The 20,833-nt window shown below is 39.1% G+C and carries 15 protein-coding genes; 12 read left to right on the top strand and 3 right to left on the bottom strand.

The features are described from left to right. Window positions 1–5 precede the first annotated feature (5 nt). The 9 genes from QRD39_RS00460 (at window position 6) to dltD (ending at window position 9,724) form a co-directional block, all read left to right on the top strand. On the top strand, window positions 6–983 hold the full coding sequence (locus QRD39_RS00460) for a nucleoid-associated protein (RefSeq protein WP_037608920.1): 978 nt from the start codon (window positions 6–8) through the stop codon (window positions 981–983). Between the two features lies 1 nt (window position 984). Then, window positions 985–1,596, top strand: a complete 612-nt coding sequence (locus QRD39_RS00455; RefSeq protein ID WP_037608918.1) for a lysozyme family protein — start codon at window positions 985–987, stop codon at window positions 1,594–1,596. A 31-nt stretch (window positions 1,597–1,627) separates the two neighbouring features. After that, a complete protein-coding gene (locus QRD39_RS00450) occupies window positions 1,628–3,367 on the top strand; it encodes an ABC transporter ATP-binding protein (protein WP_285955262.1) in 1,740 nt (579 codons plus the stop codon). Then, entirely contained in the window at window positions 3,357–5,105 is a 1,749-nt protein-coding gene (locus tag QRD39_RS00445) for an ABC transporter ATP-binding protein (RefSeq protein ID WP_285955261.1), read from the top strand. Before QRD39_RS00450 ends, QRD39_RS00445 begins: the two co-directional genes overlap by 11 nt. Before the next feature lie 166 nt (window positions 5,106–5,271). Next, window positions 5,272–5,403, top strand: a complete 132-nt coding sequence (locus QRD39_RS00440) for a teichoic acid D-Ala incorporation-associated protein DltX (protein ID WP_021145197.1) — start codon at window positions 5,272–5,274, stop codon at window positions 5,401–5,403. Window positions 5,404–5,411: 8 nt separating this feature from the next. Continuing rightward, window positions 5,412–6,962: a D-alanine--poly(phosphoribitol) ligase subunit DltA gene (dltA, locus tag QRD39_RS00435; protein ID WP_285955260.1), complete on the top strand. Its 1,551-nt coding sequence runs from the start codon at window positions 5,412–5,414 to the stop codon at window positions 6,960–6,962. Continuing rightward, window positions 6,959–8,206, top strand: coding sequence for a D-alanyl-lipoteichoic acid biosynthesis protein DltB (gene dltB, locus QRD39_RS00430; RefSeq protein WP_008534837.1), 1,248 nt, complete (start codon window positions 6,959–6,961; stop codon window positions 8,204–8,206). Before dltA ends, dltB begins: the two co-directional genes overlap by 4 nt. 17 nt (window positions 8,207–8,223) lie before the next feature. Continuing rightward, window positions 8,224–8,463 (top strand): D-alanine--poly(phosphoribitol) ligase subunit DltC, encoded by a 240-nt coding sequence (dltC, locus tag QRD39_RS00425; RefSeq protein ID WP_002887828.1) that lies wholly within the window; start codon window positions 8,224–8,226, stop codon window positions 8,461–8,463. Further along, window positions 8,456–9,724 carry a D-alanyl-lipoteichoic acid biosynthesis protein DltD gene (gene dltD, locus QRD39_RS00420; protein WP_285955259.1) on the top strand — a complete coding sequence of 423 codons (1,269 nt, stop codon included), beginning with the start codon at window positions 8,456–8,458 and terminating at the stop codon, window positions 9,722–9,724. The genes dltC and dltD overlap by 8 nt, the downstream gene beginning before the upstream one ends. Window positions 9,725–10,088: 364 nt before the next feature. On the opposite strand, the gene QRD39_RS00415 is transcribed toward dltD, so the two are convergent. Next, a complete protein-coding gene (locus QRD39_RS00415; protein WP_285955258.1) occupies window positions 10,089–12,725 on the bottom strand; it encodes a calcium-translocating P-type ATPase, PMCA-type in 2,637 nt (878 codons plus the stop codon). A 218-nt stretch (window positions 12,726–12,943) separates the two neighbouring features. Next, window positions 12,944–14,662, bottom strand: coding sequence for an aminodeoxychorismate synthase component I (gene pabB, locus QRD39_RS00410; protein WP_285955257.1), 1,719 nt, complete (start codon window positions 14,660–14,662; stop codon window positions 12,944–12,946). A gap of 145 nt (window positions 14,663–14,807) precedes the next feature. Here pabB and QRD39_RS00405 point away from each other — a divergent pair, with 145 nt between their 5' ends. The 3 genes from QRD39_RS00405 to metF all read left to right on the top strand — a co-directional run bounded on the left by QRD39_RS00405 (window position 14,808) and on the right by metF (window position 18,741). Then, window positions 14,808–15,149 (top strand): hypothetical protein, encoded by a 342-nt coding sequence (locus QRD39_RS00405; protein WP_285955256.1) that lies wholly within the window; start codon window positions 14,808–14,810, stop codon window positions 15,147–15,149. A gap of 289 nt (window positions 15,150–15,438) precedes the next feature. Further along, entirely contained in the window at window positions 15,439–17,688 is a 2,250-nt protein-coding gene (gene metE / locus QRD39_RS00400) for a 5-methyltetrahydropteroyltriglutamate--homocysteine S-methyltransferase (protein ID WP_285955255.1), read from the top strand. Between the two features lie 180 nt (window positions 17,689–17,868). After that, a complete protein-coding gene (gene metF, locus QRD39_RS00395) occupies window positions 17,869–18,741 on the top strand; it encodes a methylenetetrahydrofolate reductase [NAD(P)H] (RefSeq protein WP_021145206.1) in 873 nt (290 codons plus the stop codon). Between the two features lie 231 nt (window positions 18,742–18,972). Here the strand turns inward: metF and QRD39_RS00390 are convergent, their stop codons facing one another. Then, window positions 18,973–20,688 (bottom strand): phospho-sugar mutase, encoded by a 1,716-nt coding sequence (locus tag QRD39_RS00390; RefSeq protein WP_285955254.1) that lies wholly within the window; start codon window positions 20,686–20,688, stop codon window positions 18,973–18,975. Window positions 20,689–20,833: the final 145 nt, after the last annotated feature.

Here is a 20,833-nt window from a genome sequence, read left to right as displayed (position 1 = left end):
GGATTATGTTAGATTTATATATTAAACGCATTATCATTCATCAGTTTTCGCCAAATGATACGGAGCTGGTATTGGCAGAAGCGCCTCTTGAAATAACACCACGTTTGGATGAGTATTTCCGGAAGAAACTGTCAAAAGTTTTCTCGGATGAGGCTAAACGTGGGTATTTCGAAGCAGAAAATGTTTTCATCAGTCATCTAGGGGATGATTTGATGGAAAGTTCTGTCAAAATTGCCCAACTTTGGAAGGAAGAATTTGTCATTTCTGAAGATCAAAAGACCAATGATTTGGTCTTTATTCAGTTTGACAAAGAAGGACAAGAGTATTTTGCATTCTTGCGCATTGCCCTAAAGGACAGTTTGATTCATTCTTTGGGAGATAGCCAGCATCCAATTCAATTGTCACAAAATAATCTGCCTTCTGCGGCTCAGACACCAGATGAAGCTTTGATAATTAACCGTAGCAGTAAGCAGTATTATCTGATTGAAAAGCGTATCAAACACAACGGTAGTTTTGCCAATTATTTCTCTGAAAATCTCTTGCAGGTCCAACCTGAACAGTCTGTCAAGAAGTCAATTAAGATGGTTGAAGACACGGCTCAAAAAATTGCTGAGAATTTTAATCAGGATGACTTTAATTTCCAAGGAAAAATGAAATCGGCTATTTTCAATAATTTGGAAGAAGACCAGGAATTGTCTCCTGAAAAATTGGCAGACCAGCTTTTTGATAATAATTTGACAGCTCGTTTGACCTTCGTTGATGAGCTTAAAGAGGCTATTCCTGAGCCTATTTCGGTTTCAGATATTGACCATTCTCGTCAAATTAAGAAATTAGAGAATCAAAAGCTATCGTTATCAAACGGAATTGAGTTAATTGTGCCTAATAACGTCTATCAGGATGCTAATAGTGTTGAGTTTATTCAAAATCCTGATGGCACCTATTCAATTCTCATCAAAAATATCGAGGATATCATCAATAAATAATATGTTTAAATGGATAAGACGTCTGGTGGTTCTTGTGCTAGTCCTCTTTCTAGGAATTCAAGCCTATCGTCTGCATGCCAATATACAACATGTCTTAGCTTATGAATCCATGGTTAAGGAAGTGTTGGCAGAGGATGATGTTGATAATACAACCAATGTAGATTTGGTCCTAGCAATGATTTACACAGAAACCAAGGGGAAGACAGATGACGTGATGCAGTCCAGTGAAAGTTCTTCAGGGGTTACTAACTCCATCAAAAATCGAAAAGAAAGTATTCGTCAGGGGGTGACAGTACTTTCAGAGAACCTGGAAGAGGCTGCCCACCATAAGGTGGATCCTTGGACAGCAGTGCAAGCCTATAATTTTGGTAAGGCCTATATTGATTATGTAGCTGATAATGGTGGAGTAAACACTGTTGAACTAGCAAAGGCCTATTCTAAAAATGTCGTTGCTCCAAGTCTTGGAAATACCAGTGGAAAGACCTACACCTATTACCAACCAGTTGCCATGTACTATGGTGGTGGTAAGCTTTATACAAATGGCGGAAATATTTATTACGCTAAGGAAGTACAGTTTAATCTCTTTTTGATGCGTATGTTCTCACGTCTCTGAGAGTGGCTACTTCATTTTTAAGGAAAGACCAATGAAAGCATTATTAGTTTATTTTAGGGGATACGTCAAAGACAGTATCCTGGGACCCGTGTTTAAATTAATCGAAGCCTGTTTTGAACTCCTCGTTCCACTAGTGATTGCTGGAATTGTCGACACAACTATTCCGAATAAAGACCAAAATCATCTGTTTATGATGATTTTTCTCTTGTTTGGGCTTGCCTTTGTTGGCGTTGTTGTTGCTGTTTCAGCTCAGTATTTTTCATCTCGAGCAGCAGTTGGCTATGCGCAAGGTTTGACCAATAATCTTTATGCCAAAATCATGCGATTATCAAAGAAAAAGCGTGATGAGATAGGAACTTCGAGTTTGGTGACACGCCTAACTGGTGACACTTTTCAGATTCAAACGGGGATTAATCAATTTTTACGACTCTTTTTGAGAGCTCCCATTATTGTGACAGGTGCTATTATTATGGCATTTCGGATTAGCCCACGCTTGACCCTCTGGTTCCTTGGTATGGTTCTAGTGTTGACGCTTATTATTGTGGTGGCAAGCCGTATCGTCAATCCCCTATATGCTAAAATTCGGGTGATTAATGAGTCAATTGTTACTAGTACTCGTCAGCAACTTGAAGGAATGAGGGTTATCCGAGCCTTCGGACAGAGTGAGCGTGAGTTAGATGACTTTACAACTGTAAATAAAGACTTGAAGACCTGGCAACTCAAAACTGGGGTCATAGCAAGTCTCATTAGTCCTTTGACTTTTTTGGTTGTTAATATGACCTTAATTGCCATTCTTTGGCAAGGAAATTTCCAGATTCAAGGTGGACTCTTGACGCAAGGAATGCTGATTGCCTTGGTTAATTACCTCTTGCAAATTTTGACGGAGCTCCTTAAATTAGCCATGATGTTAACTAATCTCAATCAAAGTTTTATATCTGCTAAACGTGTAGAAACTATTTTCAATCTTGAGGATGAGGACATTAAGGCACCTTTAACAATTAAGAAGGCTGATCAAGAAGCGTTGGTGCTTGCTATAGACCAGATTTCCTTTACCTATCCGACAGCTAGTCAGCCATCTCTTCAGGGGATTAACCTTAGACTGACCGAAGGAGAGTCTCTAGGCATTATTGGAGGTACAGGTTCGGGTAAATCGACCTTGGTCAACTTAATCATGAACTTATATCAACCTCAGCTTGGTAGCTTAACCATCTTTAATAATCAAGCATCACCAAAAAATCTAAAGGAATGGCGTTCTTGGGTGGCCTATGTCCCTCAAAAAGCTGAGTTATTTAGAGGAACCATTCGTTCTAATCTGACCCTGGGACTTAAGCATGAACCTAGCGACCAGGAACTATGGCATGCGCTTGACATGGCTCAGGCTGCTGACTTTGTTCGAGATAAGGAACTTGGTTTAGATGAGCCAGTCGAGTCATTTGGCCGTAATTTTTCTGGTGGTCAACGTCAGCGTCTGACTATTGCGCGTGCTTTGATGAGACCAGCACCTTTTTTGATTTTGGATGATTCAACCTCAGCATTGGATTATTTGACTGAGAGTCGACTATTAGCAGCCATAAGAGAAAATCTTACATCAACCAGCTTGATCATTATTTCGCAAAGAACCAATAGTTTAAAAGCTGTCGATCAGATTTTGGTTCTTGATAAGGGCCATCAACTTGGTCTGGGTAATCATGAAGAATTGCTTGCCACTAACAAACTTTATCAAGATATTCATTATTCTCAACATCAAAAGGAGGCTGCTGATGAAAGCTAGAAATAATAAGTCAACGCTTAGACGTCTCAGTCGAGACATCTTAAGTCAGCGCTCTCTCTTAGTCATAGCGACAGTTGGTACTATTATTCAGGTTGCTTTAACGGTTTATTTACCTATTTTGATTGGTGATGCAGTGGATGCTGTTCTCAAAAAGAATGCTGTCCTTCTAATATCACGTTTAATATGGCAAATGCTTGCGGTTATCGTAGCTAATAGTGCTATCCAGTGGCTAAATCCTTTGATTTATAACCGTTTGATATATTCTTACAGCGAGAGTTTGCGTGAGAGGGTTATGATGAAAATTCATGCCCTGCCTCTCAGTTACCTTGATCATCAAGGAACTGGAGATATGGTTAGTCGTGTGACGACTGATAGTGACCAACTGAACAACGGACTTCTCATGGTTTTTAACCAATTTTTCGTTGGTCTCTTAACCATTTTTGTCATTATCATTACCATGGCTCGCTTAGATTGGTTCATGATGCTTCTGGTTCTGGTGATGACCCCTTTGTCTGTCCTTGTCGCTCGCTTCATTGCCAGAAAAAGTTATCAACTTTATCGACATCAGACCAAGTGGCGAGGGATGCAGACTCAGCTGATTGAGGAAAGTCTTACCCAAGAAGCTCTGGTCCAAAGTCTAAATGCCCAAAGTCAGATGGTCCGAAACTTTAGAGAAGTCAATGGTAAGTATGCTGCTTATTCAAGGGGGGCAATCTTTTATTCATCAGCGGTCAATCCGGCCACTCGCTTTGTCAATAGCCTTATTTATGCGCTGATTGCAGGTGTCGGAGCTTACCGTATCATGTCAGGTGGTGCTTTTACAGTCGGCCAATTAACAACCTTTCTCAACTATGTCACGCAATACACAAAACCTTTCAATGATATTTCATCAGTTCTTTCAGAGCTTCAAAGTGCTCTTGCCTGTGCTGATCGTCTCTATATGATTTTGGATGAAAATGAAATCCCAGAAACGGGTCATTTGGTTTTGAAAGAGGAAGACGTGCAGGGACAATTTCAATTTGACCATATTCAATTTGGTTACATACCAAACAAACCTCTTATCAAGGATTTGAGCATTGATATTCCTGCTGCAAGTACTGTTGCAATCGTTGGTCCGACAGGAGCAGGTAAATCAACCCTTATTAATCTTTTGATGCGCTTTTATGATTTAGACAAGGGCCAATTGCGACTGGATGGCAGATCGATTACAGATTACACTCGAGAGAGTCTTCGTAAACAGATTGGTATGGTGTTACAAGAGACCTGGCTTGAAGTTGGGACTATCCATGACAATATCGCCTACGGCAACCCCAAAGCTAGCCGAGAGGAAGTTATAGCTGCAGCTAAAGCCGCAAATGCTGACTTCTTTATTAATCAGTTACCTCAAGGCTATGACACTTATCTAAGTGATGCGGGTCAATCTCTTTCTCAAGGGCAACGTCAACTACTGACTATCGCTCGTATATTTGTTAATTTGCCTAAGATTCTTATCTTAGATGAGGCAACCTCAAGTATTGATACCCGTACGGAGCTTCTCATTCAGGAGGCGTTCGCTAAACTGATGAAAGGCCGAACGAGTTTTATTATTGCTCATAGACTCTCAACCATTGAAAATGCCGATCTTATTTTAGTCATGAATAATGGGGATATTGTTGAGAATGGAACTCATCATCAACTAATGCAAGCTAAGGGTATGTATTATCAAATGCAGACAGCCCAAAAGACACAAATCAGTTAAAACTAACAGAGCTTTTTTAGCTCTGTTTTAAGATATTTAGGTATTAGTTTGTGCAAAAATAACTAGTGATGAAATTGAATAATTTTTCCTTTTTTATTGGAAATAATAAGAATAAGATGGTAAACTAGAGTGGATATTATATAAAAAGAAGGTATCGAAAATTAGAATGTTAAAAAACAAAAATGTCCTTGTTTTTTGGGGACAAACCTTGCTTTATTTCATCATTTTTATGGCCCTAATATATCTCTACAATTACCTGGGACAAGGTCAAGGTAATTTTATCTATAACGAATTCTAGGAAGAATAATGACGAACACAAAAATTAAAGATATGCTTGAAACGATTGAGCAATTTGCTCAATCTCAACCAGACTTTCCTGTTTACAATATTCTTGGGGAAGTCCATACTTACGGTGACCTAAAGGCTGATTCAGACAGCCTAGCTGCTAAGATTGATAGTCTTGATATTCCAGAAAAATCACCAGTTGTGGTTTATGGTGGTCAAGAGTATGAGATGTTGGCAACCTTCGTTGCTCTAACTAAATCTGGTCATGCCTATATTCCAATTGATAGTCACTCAGCTCTTGAGCGTGTGACAGCTATTGTTGAAGTGGCCGAGCCGAGTCTGATTATTGCTATTAACGATTTCCCACTAGAGGATGTTAAAGCGCCAATTGTGACTCTAGATCAAGTGAAGGCAAGCTTCGCTAACAAGTCTAGTTATGAAGTGACCCATCCTGTTAAGGGTGATGATACTTATTACATCATCTTTACATCTGGAACGACGGGTAAACCTAAAGGCGTACAGATTTCGCACGATAATCTCCTTAGTTTCACCAACTGGATGATTACGGACAAGGAGTTTGCGACTCCAAAACGCCCACAAATGCTGGCCCAACCACCTTACTCATTTGACTTATCAGTGATGTATTGGGCGCCGACTTTGGCACTTGGAGGTACACTCTATGCGCTTCCTTCAGCTATTACTCAGGACTTCAAAAAGCTCTTTGAAACGATTTTCTCACTTCCGATTGCTATTTGGACCTCAACACCATCCTTTGCTGATATGGCCATGTTGTCTGAAGATTTCAATGCAGAGAAGATGCCAGAGATTACGCATTTCTATTTCGATGGAGAAGAGTTAACCGTTAAAACTGCTCAAAAGCTTCGCCAACGTTTCCCAGAAGCACGTATTATCAATGCTTATGGTCCAACAGAAGCAACCGTAGCCTTGTCGGCTGTAGCAGTAACTGATGAAATGTTAGCTGATCTTAAACGCCTGCCAATTGGTTATACCAAGGAAGATTCACCGACTTATGTTATCGATGAGGACGGAAATATCCTTCCAAATGGTCAACAGGGTGAAATCATCGTATCAGGTCCAGCAGTTTCAAAAGGTTATATGAACAATCCTGAAAAGACTGCGGAAGCCTTCTTCGAGTTTAATGGACTTCCTGCCTACCATACTGGTGATGTGGGTACTATGACTGATGAGGGTCTCCTTCTTTACGGAGGACGTATGGACTTCCAGATTAAGTTCAATGGTTTCCGTATTGAGTTAGAGGATGTTTCACAAAACCTTAACAAGTCTAAGTACATCGATTCAGCAGTAGCTGTACCACGTTACAATAAGGACCATAAGGTTCAGAATCTCTTGGCTTATGTCATTCTTAAGGATGGCGTTCGTGAGCAGTTTGAGCGTGATATTGATATTACCAAGGCGATCAAGGCTGACTTGGAAAACATCATGATGTCTTACATGATGCCAACTAAGTTCCTCTATCGTGAGAGCCTGCCTTTGACACCAAATGGGAAGATTGATATCAAGGGGCTTATCAGTGAGGTCAACAACCGATGATAGACTTCTTGAAACAGCTTCCTCATTTAGAGGCCTATGGTAATCCTTTCTATTTCATCTATCTTGGACTAGCTTTATTACCGATTTTTGTAGGACTCTTCTTTAAAAAGCGTTTTGCGATTTACGAATGTTTGGTTAGTTTAGCTTTCATTGTTTTAGCCTTGACGGGTACCCATGCGAGTCAACTATTAGCCTTGCTTTTCTATATCGTATGGCAAATCATTTGGGTTTATTCTTACAAGCGTTACCGCAGTCGAAAGGATAATAAGTGGGTCTTTTACCTGCACTCCTTTCTTGTGGTTCTACCTCTAGTTTTTGTTAAGGTTGAGCCAGCTATTAATGGTAACCAGTCGCTTTTTAACTTCCTTGGTATTTCTTACCTCACTTTCCGTGCAGTAGGTATGATTATCGAGATGCGTGATGGGCTGCTTAAAGAGTTCACACTAGGAGAATTTCTCCGATTCATGCTCTTTATGCCGACCTTCACAAGTGGTCCTATTGATCGCTTCAAACGCTTTAATGATGACTATCAAGCTATTCCTGAGCGTGATGAGCTGTTGAACATGTTAGAGCAAGCTGTAAAGTATATTATGCTTGGTTTTCTCTATAAGTTTGTTTTGGCTCAGATTTTTGGAAGTATGCTTTTACCACCATTAAAAGCACAAGCCTTGAGCCAGGGCGGTATCTTTAATCTACCAACGCTTGGTGTCATGTATGTTTATGGGTTTGATCTCTTCTTTGATTTTGCGGGCTACTCTATGTTTGCCCTCGCAGCATCTAATCTCATGGGGATTAAGAGCCCAATAAACTTTGACAAGCCTTTCATTTCACGTGATTTGAAAGAATTTTGGAACCGTTGGCATATGAGTTTGTCTTTCTGGTTCCGTGACTTTGTCTTTATGCGTATGGTTATGGTTTTGATGAGGAATAAGGTTTTTAAAAATCGTAATACCACATCAAACGTGGCCTATGTTCTTAATATGCTGGTAATGGGATTCTGGCATGGGGTTACCTGGTACTATATTGCCTACGGTATTTTCCATGGTATCGGTCTAGGTATTAACGATGCTTGGTTACGTAAAAAGAAAACTATTAATAAAGAACGTAAAAAAGCAGGTCTTGAGCCTCTTCCTGATAACAAATGGACAAAGGCTTTAGGAATCTTTATCACATTTAACACTGTTATGTTGTCATTCTTGATTTTCTCAGGATTCTTGAATGAACTTTGGTTCACTAAAAAATAAGTAAAGGAAATATAAAAATGGATGTAAAATCACAAGTTATTGAAATTATTGATGAGCTTTTCATGGAAGATGTTTCTGACATGATGGATGAAGATCTCTTCGACGCTGGTGTCCTTGATTCAATGGGGACTGTTGAACTTATTGTTGAATTGGAATCACGTTTCGATATTCGTGTGCCAGTTTCAGAATTTGGTCGTGATGACTGGAACACTGCCAATAAGATTGTTGAAGGGGTAACGGAGCTTCGCAATGCTTAAGCGTTTATGGCGGATTTTTGGTCCAGTAATTTGTGCTCTTATCTTAGTAGTAGTGGTTATTTATTGCTATCCACAAGGCAGAAAACATGATTATCAGACTGATAAACGTAATGCAGTGACACTGACGACAGCTAACTTTAAGAGTCGTATTAATAAGACAAATGCCCTTTCCAATAAAGAACATCGTTTTGTACCTTTCTTTGGTTCTAGTGAGTGGTTACGTTTTGATGCCCTTCATCCAGCAGTTTTAGCTGAAAAATACGATCGTAACTATCGTCCATATTTTATTGGACAACGTGGTGCCGCCTCTTTAAACCAGTATCTTGGGATGCAACAAATGCTTCCTGAACTCAAAAATGGTACAGCTGTTTACGTCTTGTCTCCTCAATGGTTCACTAAGAAGGGTTACAATTCAGCAGCTTTTCAACAGTTCTTCAGTAATGATCAGCTCAGTAGTTTCTTGAATCAAAATGAAACTGATGAGAATTCAGAGTATGCTGCAAAGCGTATCTTAGAGATGAAGCCTGAGATTGCGATGAAGTCTCAACTTACTAAGGTCGCAAAAGGTCAAGAACTAAACGCTTTTGATAAGACTTATGTACAATTCTTGGCTGAGCTTAATAAACGTGAAGACGCCTTATTTAGTCCATTTGCAGCACCAAATAATGCCAATTACGATAAAAAAGTTCTTCCCTATTTAAAAGAATTGCCTGATGAATTTTCTTATGAAGCCCTTGATCAAGTTGCAGTAAGAGATGCGGAAGAACATACGAAATCAAATAGCTTTGGTATTGATGATCGTTTCTATAAGAAACGCTTGTCTAAAAAAATTGGCAAGCTTAAAGGCTTCCAAGAACACCTTTCTTATGAAGTTTCACAAGAATACGGTGACCTACAATTGGTTCTCAATCAATTTGCTAAATTAAAAACTAATGTTATCTTTGTCATTCCACCAGTCAATAGTAAGTGGATGGCCTATACAGGACTTAACCAGGAAATGTATGATGCAACAGTTTTGAAGATTCGTTATCAATTGGAAAGTCAAGGTTTTACCAATATTGCTGACTTCTCAAAAGATGGAGATCAAGCTTACTTTATGCAAGATACCATTCATATGGGCTGGAAAGGTTGGGTAGCCTTTGATAAGGCTGTTGATCCTTTTGTAAGTAATCCAACACCTGCCCCAAGCTATAACTTGAATGATCGTTTTTATAGCAAGGATTGGGCAAACTACACAGCCAACCCAAATGAATTCAAGTAATATTGTTTAACAAAAAGAGGCCTGGAGAAGGCCTTTTTGTTATGGGTAAAAATCATTATGACTTCAACTTACAGTCTGTTAACTCATTGTACGAGCATATAAGTAATAAAAAGTGACAGATTTAAAATGATTTTACTGGTGCAATACATTCATATTTGGATTTCATACGAAGGCTTCAGAACATCCTATTTTTAAGCTATAGCAAGTTTGTAAGGATATATTGATTTTATTCTAGATTGATACTAAGCTATTATCTAATGAATCAATTTATACTATGCGATGGACAGAATAGTGAACAAATAAAAAGGATTGGAGGTAATTAGAAACGTCCAATCCTTTTTGAGATTTAACTAAATAGTTTATGCTAATTCTTTTTTGTAAGGGCCTTTCGAATGAAATCTGCTGGTATAATCAATACAGCAATAAGAAGAGCAACGATATAGTGATGAATATCCATTGGAACAGTACTAAATACTTTTCCACCGAATTGGATAATCAAGGTTTGAACAACAGCGATAGAAATCATTACAATTGAGAATTTCTTGTTTTCGCTGATATGTTCAAACACATTGAATCCATTACTACGTGTATTAAGCGAGTTGAAAATGACGGCATAGATAAATACAGTAAATGTAAATGTTGTTACCATTTCAAAGTTTCCAGTTCCATTTGTGATAAAGTCTTGGATACCACCAACATTTTTGAGAATTGCCAAACATACGACAGTAATGAAGACACTAGCTACACCGATAGCAGACTTCATATAGCCAGTAAGAATATTTGCTTTCTTAGCAACTGGTTTTTCGTTCATATAACGATCTAGCGTAGGCTCTTCACCAAAGGCAAGGGCAGCAAGTGTATCCATGATAAGGTTAATCCACAGAATTTGGATAATTGTAAATGGCTCTTTGAGACCTAAAAGTGGTGAGAGAAGTGACATGGCAATAGTCGTCCCGTTAACGGTTAACTGGAAGATAATAAATTTACTTACTGACTTACTCATGGTGCGTCCATAGAGGACAGCTTTTTCAATCGAAGTCAATGAATTATTCAAGATAACGATATCTGAGGCTTCTCGTGCGACTTCAGTACCGTCACCCATTGAGAAGCCGACATCAGCTGATTTGAGGGCAGGTGAGTCGTTAACTCCATCTCCTGTCATACCAGCGACCATATCAAGATCTTGAGCTGCCTCGATAAGACGTTTTTTATCCATTGGAAGGGCACGGCTAACAACCTTCAAGAAAGGTAATTTTTGCTTAAGTTCTTGATCTGAGAGGTCAGTGAGTTCATCATGAGTTAGAACAAGGTCGTTTTCTCCAGTAACAATACCAGCCTCCTTAGCAATGGCAACGGCAGTTTCCTTACGGTCACCAGTTACCATAACGACTTGAACACCTGCACGGTTCATGGTTTCAACAGTTTGTTTAATTGAAGAACGGACATTATCACGGATACATACGATACCAATCAAGACTTTATCATTACCATCTGTATTGAGGATAGCAAGCAAACGCATTGAACGGTTCGCTTGTTCCAAAGATAATTCTTGGAAACGAGTTTTGATATCATCTGTAAAGTTTTGCTTATGTCCATCTTTATCAAGATAGTAGTAGCAGTCATTTAGGATAAATTCTGGAGCGCCCTTGATGTAGGTTTTTCCGTCATTAGTCGTCACACTTGCAAATTTTGTTGCTGAGTTGAATTGTTGCTTCTCAGTAATAGAGTTGGTATCAAAATTAAGGCTATCACGTCCAATAAGGAAGTCAAGAAGTGCACGGTCTGTAGCATTACTACCAACAGCATTGCCATCTGCTATCATAGCATCATTATTAAGACCGATACCATTAATCATTTCTGCTTTAAGGCTATCTGACATTGTGTCAAAATCTGGAGCATTAGTTTCACCAGTTGCTGCATAGAGTGTTCCATCAGCAAGGAAAAAGTCAACTACAGATAGTTTACCTTCAGTGATAGTACCAGTCTTATCACTGAAGAGGATATTCATGTATCCAGCTGTTTCAATGGTATCAGGATGGCGAACCAGAATATTTTGAGCCAAAAGTCGACCTGAGTTCATAGAAGAAACAAGGGCCAATATCATTGGAAGTCCTTCTGGAACAGCCATGATGATGATAGTAACCGCAAAGAGAATTGTTTCAATGATAAGAAGGAAAATTGAACCACCATTGAGGTTATTAGCCTTATTGAGGGCAATAAAGCCTAATACAAGGTTGATAACGGAATAGGCACCACCGGCACTATAACCAAGGACACCGATGTTTCCGGCAAGTTGATTAAGCTTTTCTTTAGAAGGGGAATCTTTACTGTCTTCTTGAAGAGAGGTATTAATACTTCCTAAGACTGTATTGTCACCAATTTGTGTAGCCTCCATAACAGCTTCACCAGAAGTCACAACAGTTCCACGGAAGACTTTGAGCTCTGTAAAGAGGTCTGAAGAATCTGGTTCTTCTTGATTACCAAGAGGAAGTTTTTTAGCATCCTCGCTCTCACCATTTAAGACAGCTTGGTTTACTTTTAACTCACCTTCCAAGATGATACCGTCCACTGGAACCTTGTCCCCTGATTGAAGGAGGATTTGATCTCCTTTTACAATATTATCCACGAGAACCTCTTTAAGTTTACCATCACGATAAACCTTAGCATTAGTTTTTGAAGCCTCTTCCTGAAGGGTATTGAATTTTTGCTCGTTACGGTATTGTGAAATGGCTGAAAATCCTGTAGACATTAAAATGGCGAAAATTAGTGAGATAGCCTCATACCAATTAGCTTCACCAACAGCAGGGAAAATCATTCCAACAAAGTTGAAGATAATTTTTAATCCTAAGGCAGCCAAGAGGATAAGAATCCACTGATCTTGGAAGGCTTCTATAAAGATTGAGAGAAGCGAGTTAGCTTCTTTGCTAGAGAGCCTATTATCGCCATGGGTGTTTTTACTTGCTTGAACTTCAGCAGAAGTCAAGCCTTTAAAATTTTTCATTTAAGGTTTTTGTCCTTTCTAAAACTGTTCCTGAGCTTTAAGTTTCAGGATTGTGTTATTTGTCATTAAAGGAATCATAGCTTTAATGACTGCTACCTAGTATTATACTGCATTTAAACTGAAATGGTTAATTACTCAATAGAAGAAATAGTAATAAAACTTAATCGCTAGCAGTGACGGATTGGTAGAAAACACAAAGTGGTCCTTTAAAGCTCAGGTTAACCTCTAATACTTAATTCATACAATCCTCTCACAGCATTACAAGCATAGATAGCTTGAGCTTGTTTTAGGTCATCTAAAGTTAATACCTTTTCTTTAACTTCTTTTTGAGCTATCAGGTGCTGTCTGTAAATCCCATTTAGGATACCAAGTTGCACAGGAGGTGTGTAAAGTTGGTTATTAATTTTGACAACGAGGTTACCGATAGAGGTTTCTAGGAGTTGCCCCTCATGGTTATAGTAGATTTGCTCATGAGGTCCAATACTAAGGTGAGGTCGGTAACTTGTTTTAAAGAAGGTATAGGGGCTATTTAAAGGATGCAATTGCTCTACTAATCTTGCTTGGCAAAAACTATCGGACAAGTCTATTAGTGGAGAATGGTCAAACTTTAGTTCACCGTCTTTTGAAAGAGAGAATTTAAGCCGATAGTCTGTGTCAACATCAAAAGACTGACACAGGGATTCTACTTGATAGTGAGCTTCTTCCTTCTTAAAAGGAAAATCAAAGTAGCGGCTGGCTTCTTGTAAGCGATTAAGGTGCTCCTCTAAAAAGAGTAATCTTCCTTGATGGACTAGACCAGTTGAAATGAGATCAAATTTAGGATTTTGACGATATAAAACAGCTGCTTTTTGCTTGGTTTCTTCATATTCATCTGCCCAATTGCTATCCCAGGTAATGCCTCCCCCGACACCATAGATAGCTTTTGTTCCCTGCATTTGAAGGGTTCGGATTGCAACATTGAAAATTGTCGGTCCCTGAGGTGGTAAAATACCGATAGCCCCACAATAAACACCACGCGCCTGTTTTTCTACCGCTGAGATAATAGACATAGTAGCTATTTTGGGTGCTCCAGTGATTGATCCACAAGGGAAAAGTGCTTGAAAGACATCACTTAGATTACTATTTTCTAAGAGCTGTGTTTCAATAGTAGAAGTCATTTGCCAAACTGTAGAGTATTGTTCAACATGACAAAGGCTTTTGACCTTTTCACTACCTATTTTTGAGATACGGTTCATATCATTGCGTAGGAGATCAACAATCATCATATTTTCTGAACGATTTTTTTGATCATGCGCAAGCCACTGAGCCTGTTTGAGGTCAGTGGCAGTTGTTAAACCGCGACTGGTCGTGCCTTTCATAGGACGTGTGGTTAGTGTATCGCCCTCTTTCTTAAAGAAAAGCTCTGGACTTATTGAAATAATAGAAAGGTCATCATGTTGAATAAAGGCGTTGTAGTGAGCATTCTGCTCGACAACAAGACGGTTATAGATGGCAAAAGGGTCTGCAGTTAGGTCTTGTTGCAATTGAACAGTATAGTTGACCTGGTAGGTATCTCCTTGTCGGATATGATGATGTATTTTCTGGATAGCCTCCTTATATTCAGAAGCTGAAGTTAGCTCCTTCCATGAATCCGGTAGAGAAACTGGCTCATACGATAATGGAAGAGGTTCCGTTTGAACGGTTTCATGAATGGTGAAATAGAGGAGATATTCAGACATTAAGGGGCCATTCAAAACCTCAAACTTAGGTTCAAAGGCCGCAGACGCTTCGTAGGAAAGGTAGCCCACTGCATAATAGCCTTCTTTTTGATAGGCCTCTACTTGGGCTAGAAGTGGTTTAACTTCATTAATATCTTTGGTTTTTAATTCTTTGAGAGGATTTTTAAAGACTTGTCTCAGCCCAAAATCTTTAAAATCAATAACAGTTTTCTTATGCATAGTTAGAGTATAACATAAGAAGTTTGTCTCTGGTTATTTTTCATGTTTTAAATCTTATTCTCAAAATTTTAACCAAAGATGAACTTTTCAGATAGTTTTACATATGTTATAATGAAAGGAGTAAAAGAAGATTTTAGAGGGAATTATGACTGAAAAGAATAACTTTGAGAAAGGTAGCAGCAACCTTTCAAACAAAAAAACAAAAAAAGGCAATTCTTGGAAACACCAGATGTATGAACTTGAAATTGCCATTGCCAAAGAGTCTAATAACAAAAAGAGAGATGAACTGATTAAAATTCATAATGGCTATATGAATGAATATGACAGTTTAAAGAAACAAATCATTTGGTTAGCCGTTTTGGGAATTTGTTTCCTACTTGTACTAGCAGTTTTTGGTTATTTTATTTGGAATAGTTATAATAGTGAAAATATGTCTTATACATCATCTTGGATTCAAGAGAGAGTGATAGAATCTATTAGGAGTTAGTCATTATAGGTCTGGCTTTCTCTATTAATACAGCAATAATGATAAAGGTAAGGCTTAAGCTATCAGGTACAGCAACAAGAATCTCTAGACAAATGTCTAGGGATTTTTTGCTACCATACCTATAGTTATTAGCTATAATAATATCTAAGCAAAAGGAGATAACAGACAGGACAAATCCCTTAGTTTATGGGTTATAGCTAAAAACTATATATAGAGAAAACTAATACCAATTATACAGAAAGCTATTTCTTTGGTAAGATTAATGCAACAACAAAGAGGAGGACACAAGATGTCAACTACTATCATTGGTTTCCCACGTTTGGGTGAATTCCGTGAATTAAAATTTACAACTGAAAAATACTTTAGAAAAGAAATCTCAGCAGACGAGCTCTTGGCAGCTGCTAAAGACTTGCGTGCAAAACACTGGAACATCGTTAAAGAACAAGGCATCTCAGAGATTCCTTCAAATGACTTTTCACACTACGACAATTTCCTTGATGCAGCCTTCCTTTTCAACGTCGTGCCTGCATCTGTTCAAAACTTGGATTTGACAGACCTTGAACAATACTTCGCTTTGGCGCGTGGTTACCAAGGTGAAAAAGGGGATGTGCGTGCCCTTCCAATGAAAAAATGGTTCAACACCAACTACCATTACATCGTTCCTAAATTTGAAAAAACAACAGAAGTGAAATTGGCTGGTCACAAGATTTTTGATGAGTACCAAGAAGCTAAAGAATTGGGGATCAACACTCGTCCAGTAGTCGTTGGACCATTCACTTTCCTTCAATTATCTGACTTTGAAGATGGTGTGAAAGCTGAAGACTTCGTCGACAGCTTGGTTGCTGCTTACCAAGAAGTCTTTGCCAAATTGGCTGAGCTTGGTGCGACTCGTATTCAACTCGATGAGCCAGCTCTTGTTAAAGACTTGACAGCCGAAGAAAAAGCTCTCTTCTTGAACCTCTACAACAAACTCTTGGCGGACAAGAAAGGCCTTGAAGTCTTGATTCAAACCTACTTTGGTGATGTTCGTGATGTCTACGCTGACCTTGTGAACTTGCCAGTAGATGGTATTGGTCTTGACTTTGTTGAAGGGAAGAAAACACTTGAATTGGTGAAAGGTGGCTTCCCAGCTGATAAGACCCTTTATGCTGGTATTGTGAATGGGAAAAACATCTGGCGCAACAACTATGAAAAGAGCTTAGAAATCTTGGATCAAGTTCCAGCTGAAAAGGTTGTCTTGACGACTTCTTGCTCCCTTCTTCATGTGCCATTTACAACTGCTAATGAAGAATTTGAACCAGCTATTTTGGACCACTTCGCCTTTGCGGTTGAAAAATTGGGTGAATTGCGTGATTTGGATGCCATCCGCAATGGTCAAGGTGCAGAAGCTCTTGCTGCCAACAAAGAACTCTTTGCAACCGAACGTGTCGGAGCAAATGCTGAACTTCATGCTCGTATCGCAGCGTTGACAGAAGCAGACTACACTCGTTTGCCAGCTTTCGCAGAACGCGAAGAAATCCAAAAAGAATCCTTCAAACTTCCAGCGCTTCCAACAACAACCATCGGTTCATTCCCTCAAACGAAAGAAGTTCGTGCTAAACGTTTGGCCTTCCGTAAGGGTGAATTGACTCAAGAAGAATACGATGCCTTCCTTGCTGAAACAATTGATGAATGGATCAAATGGCAAGAAGAAGTTGGATTTGATGTTCTTGTACACGGTGAATTTGAACGGAACGACATGGTTGAGTACTTCGGTCAAAACTTGTCTGGTTACCTCTTCTCTAAAAACGGTTGGGTACAATCATACGGTATGCGTGGGGTGAAACCACCAATCATCTGGGGAGATGTTACTCGTCTTAACCCAATCACTGTGAAATGGTCTAGCTACGCACAAAGCCGTACAGATAAACCTGTTAAAGGGATGTTGACTGGACCTGTTACCATTCTTAACTGGTCATTCCCACGTGAAGACATCTCTATCAAGGATTCTACTCTTCAAATCGCTCTTGCTATCAAGGATGAAGTTCTTGACCTTGAAGCTGCAGGCGTGAAAATCATCCAAATCGACGAAGCTGCTCTTCGTGAGAAATTGCCACTTCGTCGTAGCGACTGGTACGAAGATTACCTTGACTGGGCGATTCCAGCCTTCCGTTTGGTACACTCAACTGTAGCGCCAGATACACAAATCCACACGCACATGTGTTACTCAGAATTTACAGATATCATCCCAGCGATCGATAACTTGGATGCGGACGTCATCTCATTTGAAGCTAGCCGTTCAAACCTTGAAATCTTGGATGAGTTGAAAGCCAAAAACTTCCAAACAGAAGTTGGACCTGGGGTTTACGATATCCACTCACCACGTGTCCCACAAGACGGTGAAATTGATCACACTATCGAAGCGATCTTGGCCAAAGTACCAAGTGGCAAAGTTTGGATCAACCCTGACTGTGGTTTGAAGACTCGCGGAATTAAAGAAACAAAAGAAAGCTTGATCAAACTAGTTAATGCTGCTAAAGAAGCGCGTGAACACTTGTAATTAACATTATAATACTTTGAAGACCTTCTTACTGAGTGTAGAGGGTCTTCAATAGGTAATGATTCCTAAAGATTTTTGCAAGTAGGCTAGCTAAAATTGTTTCTATGTGGTTCTGAGATGACTAAACACTAAAATTTGCTTTTGTCTCAACAAAAATCTAAAAAGAAGAAGGTAAAATATATGACAAGCCAAACACCATCACTCTCTTTTGAAGTCTTTCCGCCTAATCCAGCTGTAGGTAATGAAAAAATTTTGCTTGCCCTTGAGGATATGAAAGGACTGTCACCCCATTTTATTAGTGTCACAGCTAGTAATAACAAATATAATATCAAAGAGACAACGGTTCCTTTGGCAAACCATATTCAAAATGATCTAGCTATCCCGACAATTGCCCATCTTCCAGCTATTTATTTGACAAAAGAAAAGGTTGCGGACACACTTCGTGAATTAGATGCTGTCGGTGTGCATCGTATTTTAGCCCTTCGTGGTGATATTATCCCAGGGGTTGAACCTCTTAAAGATTTCACATATGCTACTGATTTGATTGAGTTTATCAAGGAAAAGGCTCCTCAATTTGATATTGTCGGTGCTTGTTATCCTGAAGGTCACCCTGATTCACCAAATCAAATCTCCGATATTCAAAATCTTAAGAAAAAAGTTGATTCTGGTTGCTCTAGTCTTGTGACTCAACTCTTCTTTGATAATGAACGCTTCTACGATTTCCAAGATAAATGTACTCTTGCTGGTATTGATGTGCCTATCCATGCTGGTATTATGCCTATTTTGAATCGTAATCAAGCCTTACGCCTACTTAAGACCTGTGAAAATATCCACTTGCCACGTAAATTCCGTGCTATTTTGGATAAGTATGAGCATGATCCTGAATCTCTTAGAGCTGCCGGTTTAGCATATGCTGTTGACCAAATCGTGGATTTGGTTACACAAGACGTTGCAGGAGTTCACCTGTATACGATGAATAATGCAGCGACAGCTAGACATATTTACAATGCGACACATGCTTTATTTAAGAGTCATTCAAATTCTGAGAAGTAATAAAACGATTTTAAAACCACTTATAGATTTATCTATAAGTGGTTTCTTTGTCTCTCAAAAGGTAGTGGCATAAAGATGTTCTGATTTCCCTCAAACTTAAAACAGACATAAAGGAAATCATAAAAAGGTTAGACAGAATCAATGTTCCATCTAACCCCTGTAAGCTTGTATAGTCTGAGAGACTATTCAATATAATCTTGTGTTATTTGATGTCTAAACAGTTAAATCTTATTACCCTACGAAAGCGTTAATTTCTGCTTCAATATTGGCAATCTTTTGTTTAGCATCTGCTTCAGATTCTCCAACTGTTGCAATGTAGAATTTGATTTTTGGTTCTGTACCTGAAGGACGAACGGCAAACCATGAATCATCAGCCAAGAAGTATTTCAATACATTACTTGGAGGAGTTGTCAATTTTTCTACGCCGGCAGCAGTAGTAGCTGTTTGTTCCAAGAAGTCTTCTGTCTTAGCAATATCAGTTTTGTTGAATTGTTTAGGAGCATTGCCACGGAATTTATCCATGATTTTCTTGATTTCAGCAGCACCATCAACACCTGAGAGAGTAACAGAAATAGTTTTTTCTGCGAAGTAGCCGTATTCTTTGTAGATTTCTTCAATACCATCAGCCAATGTCATGCCACGTGAACGGTAGTAGGCTGCGATTTCTGCAACGATAAGAACAGCTTGGATAGCGTCTTTATCACGTACAAATGGCTTGATGAGGTAACCGAAGCTTTCTTCAAAACCAAGCATGTAAGTGTAATTGTGTTGTGTTTCAAATTCATGAATCTTTTCACCGATAAATTTGAAACCAGTCAAGACGTTAAACATAGTAGCGCCGTAGCTTTCAGCAATCTTAGTTACCAACTCAGTTGATACGATTGATTTACAAAGAGCTGCATTAGCTGGAAGGGTACCAGCTGTTTTGTGAGCTTCGAGGATATATTTGGCGATGATAGCACCAATTTGGTTACCTGAAAGGTTGAGGTAAGAACCATCTGGTTGGCGAATTTCAACACCAAGACGGTCTGCATCAGGGTCAGTTGCAACCAATACGTCGGCATCTACTTTACGACCGAGTTCTTCAGCAAGAGCAAAGGCTTCTTGGTTTTCTGGGTTTGGTGATTTGACAGTAGAGAAGTCAGCATCTGGAACAGCTTGAGCTTCAACGACTTGAACAGCATCAAATCCAGCTTGAGCAAGTGCACGACGTGCCAACATTTCACCTGTACCGTGAAGTGGTGTGTAGACAATCTTCATGTCACGACCGTATTCATTAATCAAGTCTTGGTTGATGTTGACATCTTTAACTTCTTTCAAGTATTCAGCATCAACATTTTCACCGATGACTTCAATGAGTCCACTAGCCTTGCTTTCTTCTAAATCAGCCAATTTCACTGTGAAAGGATTTTCGATAGCACGGATGTAGTCTGTCAATGCATCTGCATCTGCTGGTGGCATTTGTCCACCATCTTCTCCGTAAACCTTGTAACCATTAAATGGTGCAGGGTTGTGGCTAGCTGTTACCATTATACCAGCAAATGTGTGAAGATGACGTACTGCAAATGACAACTCAGGTGTTGGACGAAGGCTTTCAAATACATAAGATTTGATACCGTGCGCTGCCAAAACTTGTGCAGATTCAAATGCAAATTCTGGAGAGAAGTGACGGCTGTCATAGGCAATAGCAACCCCACGTTTTTTAGCTTCCTCACCTTTTGAGTCGATTAATTGCGCCAAACCTTCAGTCGCTTGACGGACCACATAAATGTTGATACGGTTTGTACCAGCACCAATCAAACCACGCATACCAGCTGTACCGAATTCAAGGTTGGTATAGAAGGCATCTTCTTTGGTTTTTTCATCCATTGCGACCAACTCGTCACGAAGGTAAGTTGGTAATTCAGCAAAATCGAGCCATTTTTTATAATTTTCAGTGTAAGACATAGCATTCTCCTTTATATTTCTAACCGCTTACATTATAACAAATTTTTTCAGAAAATTCTAGCGATAATTGTAAATCTTTTTAAAAAGAAAATGGTATCTGAAATGTAAATGAAAATAAAAGAGCCAAGACATATCAGTCTTGACC

Source organism: Streptococcus raffinosi (assembly GCF_030284685.1).
Lineage (GTDB): Bacteria > Bacillota > Bacilli > Lactobacillales > Streptococcaceae > Streptococcus > Streptococcus raffinosi.
The sequence above is the reverse complement of the archived record's forward strand: the minus strand, read 5'-3'. Positions and strand labels throughout refer to the sequence as shown.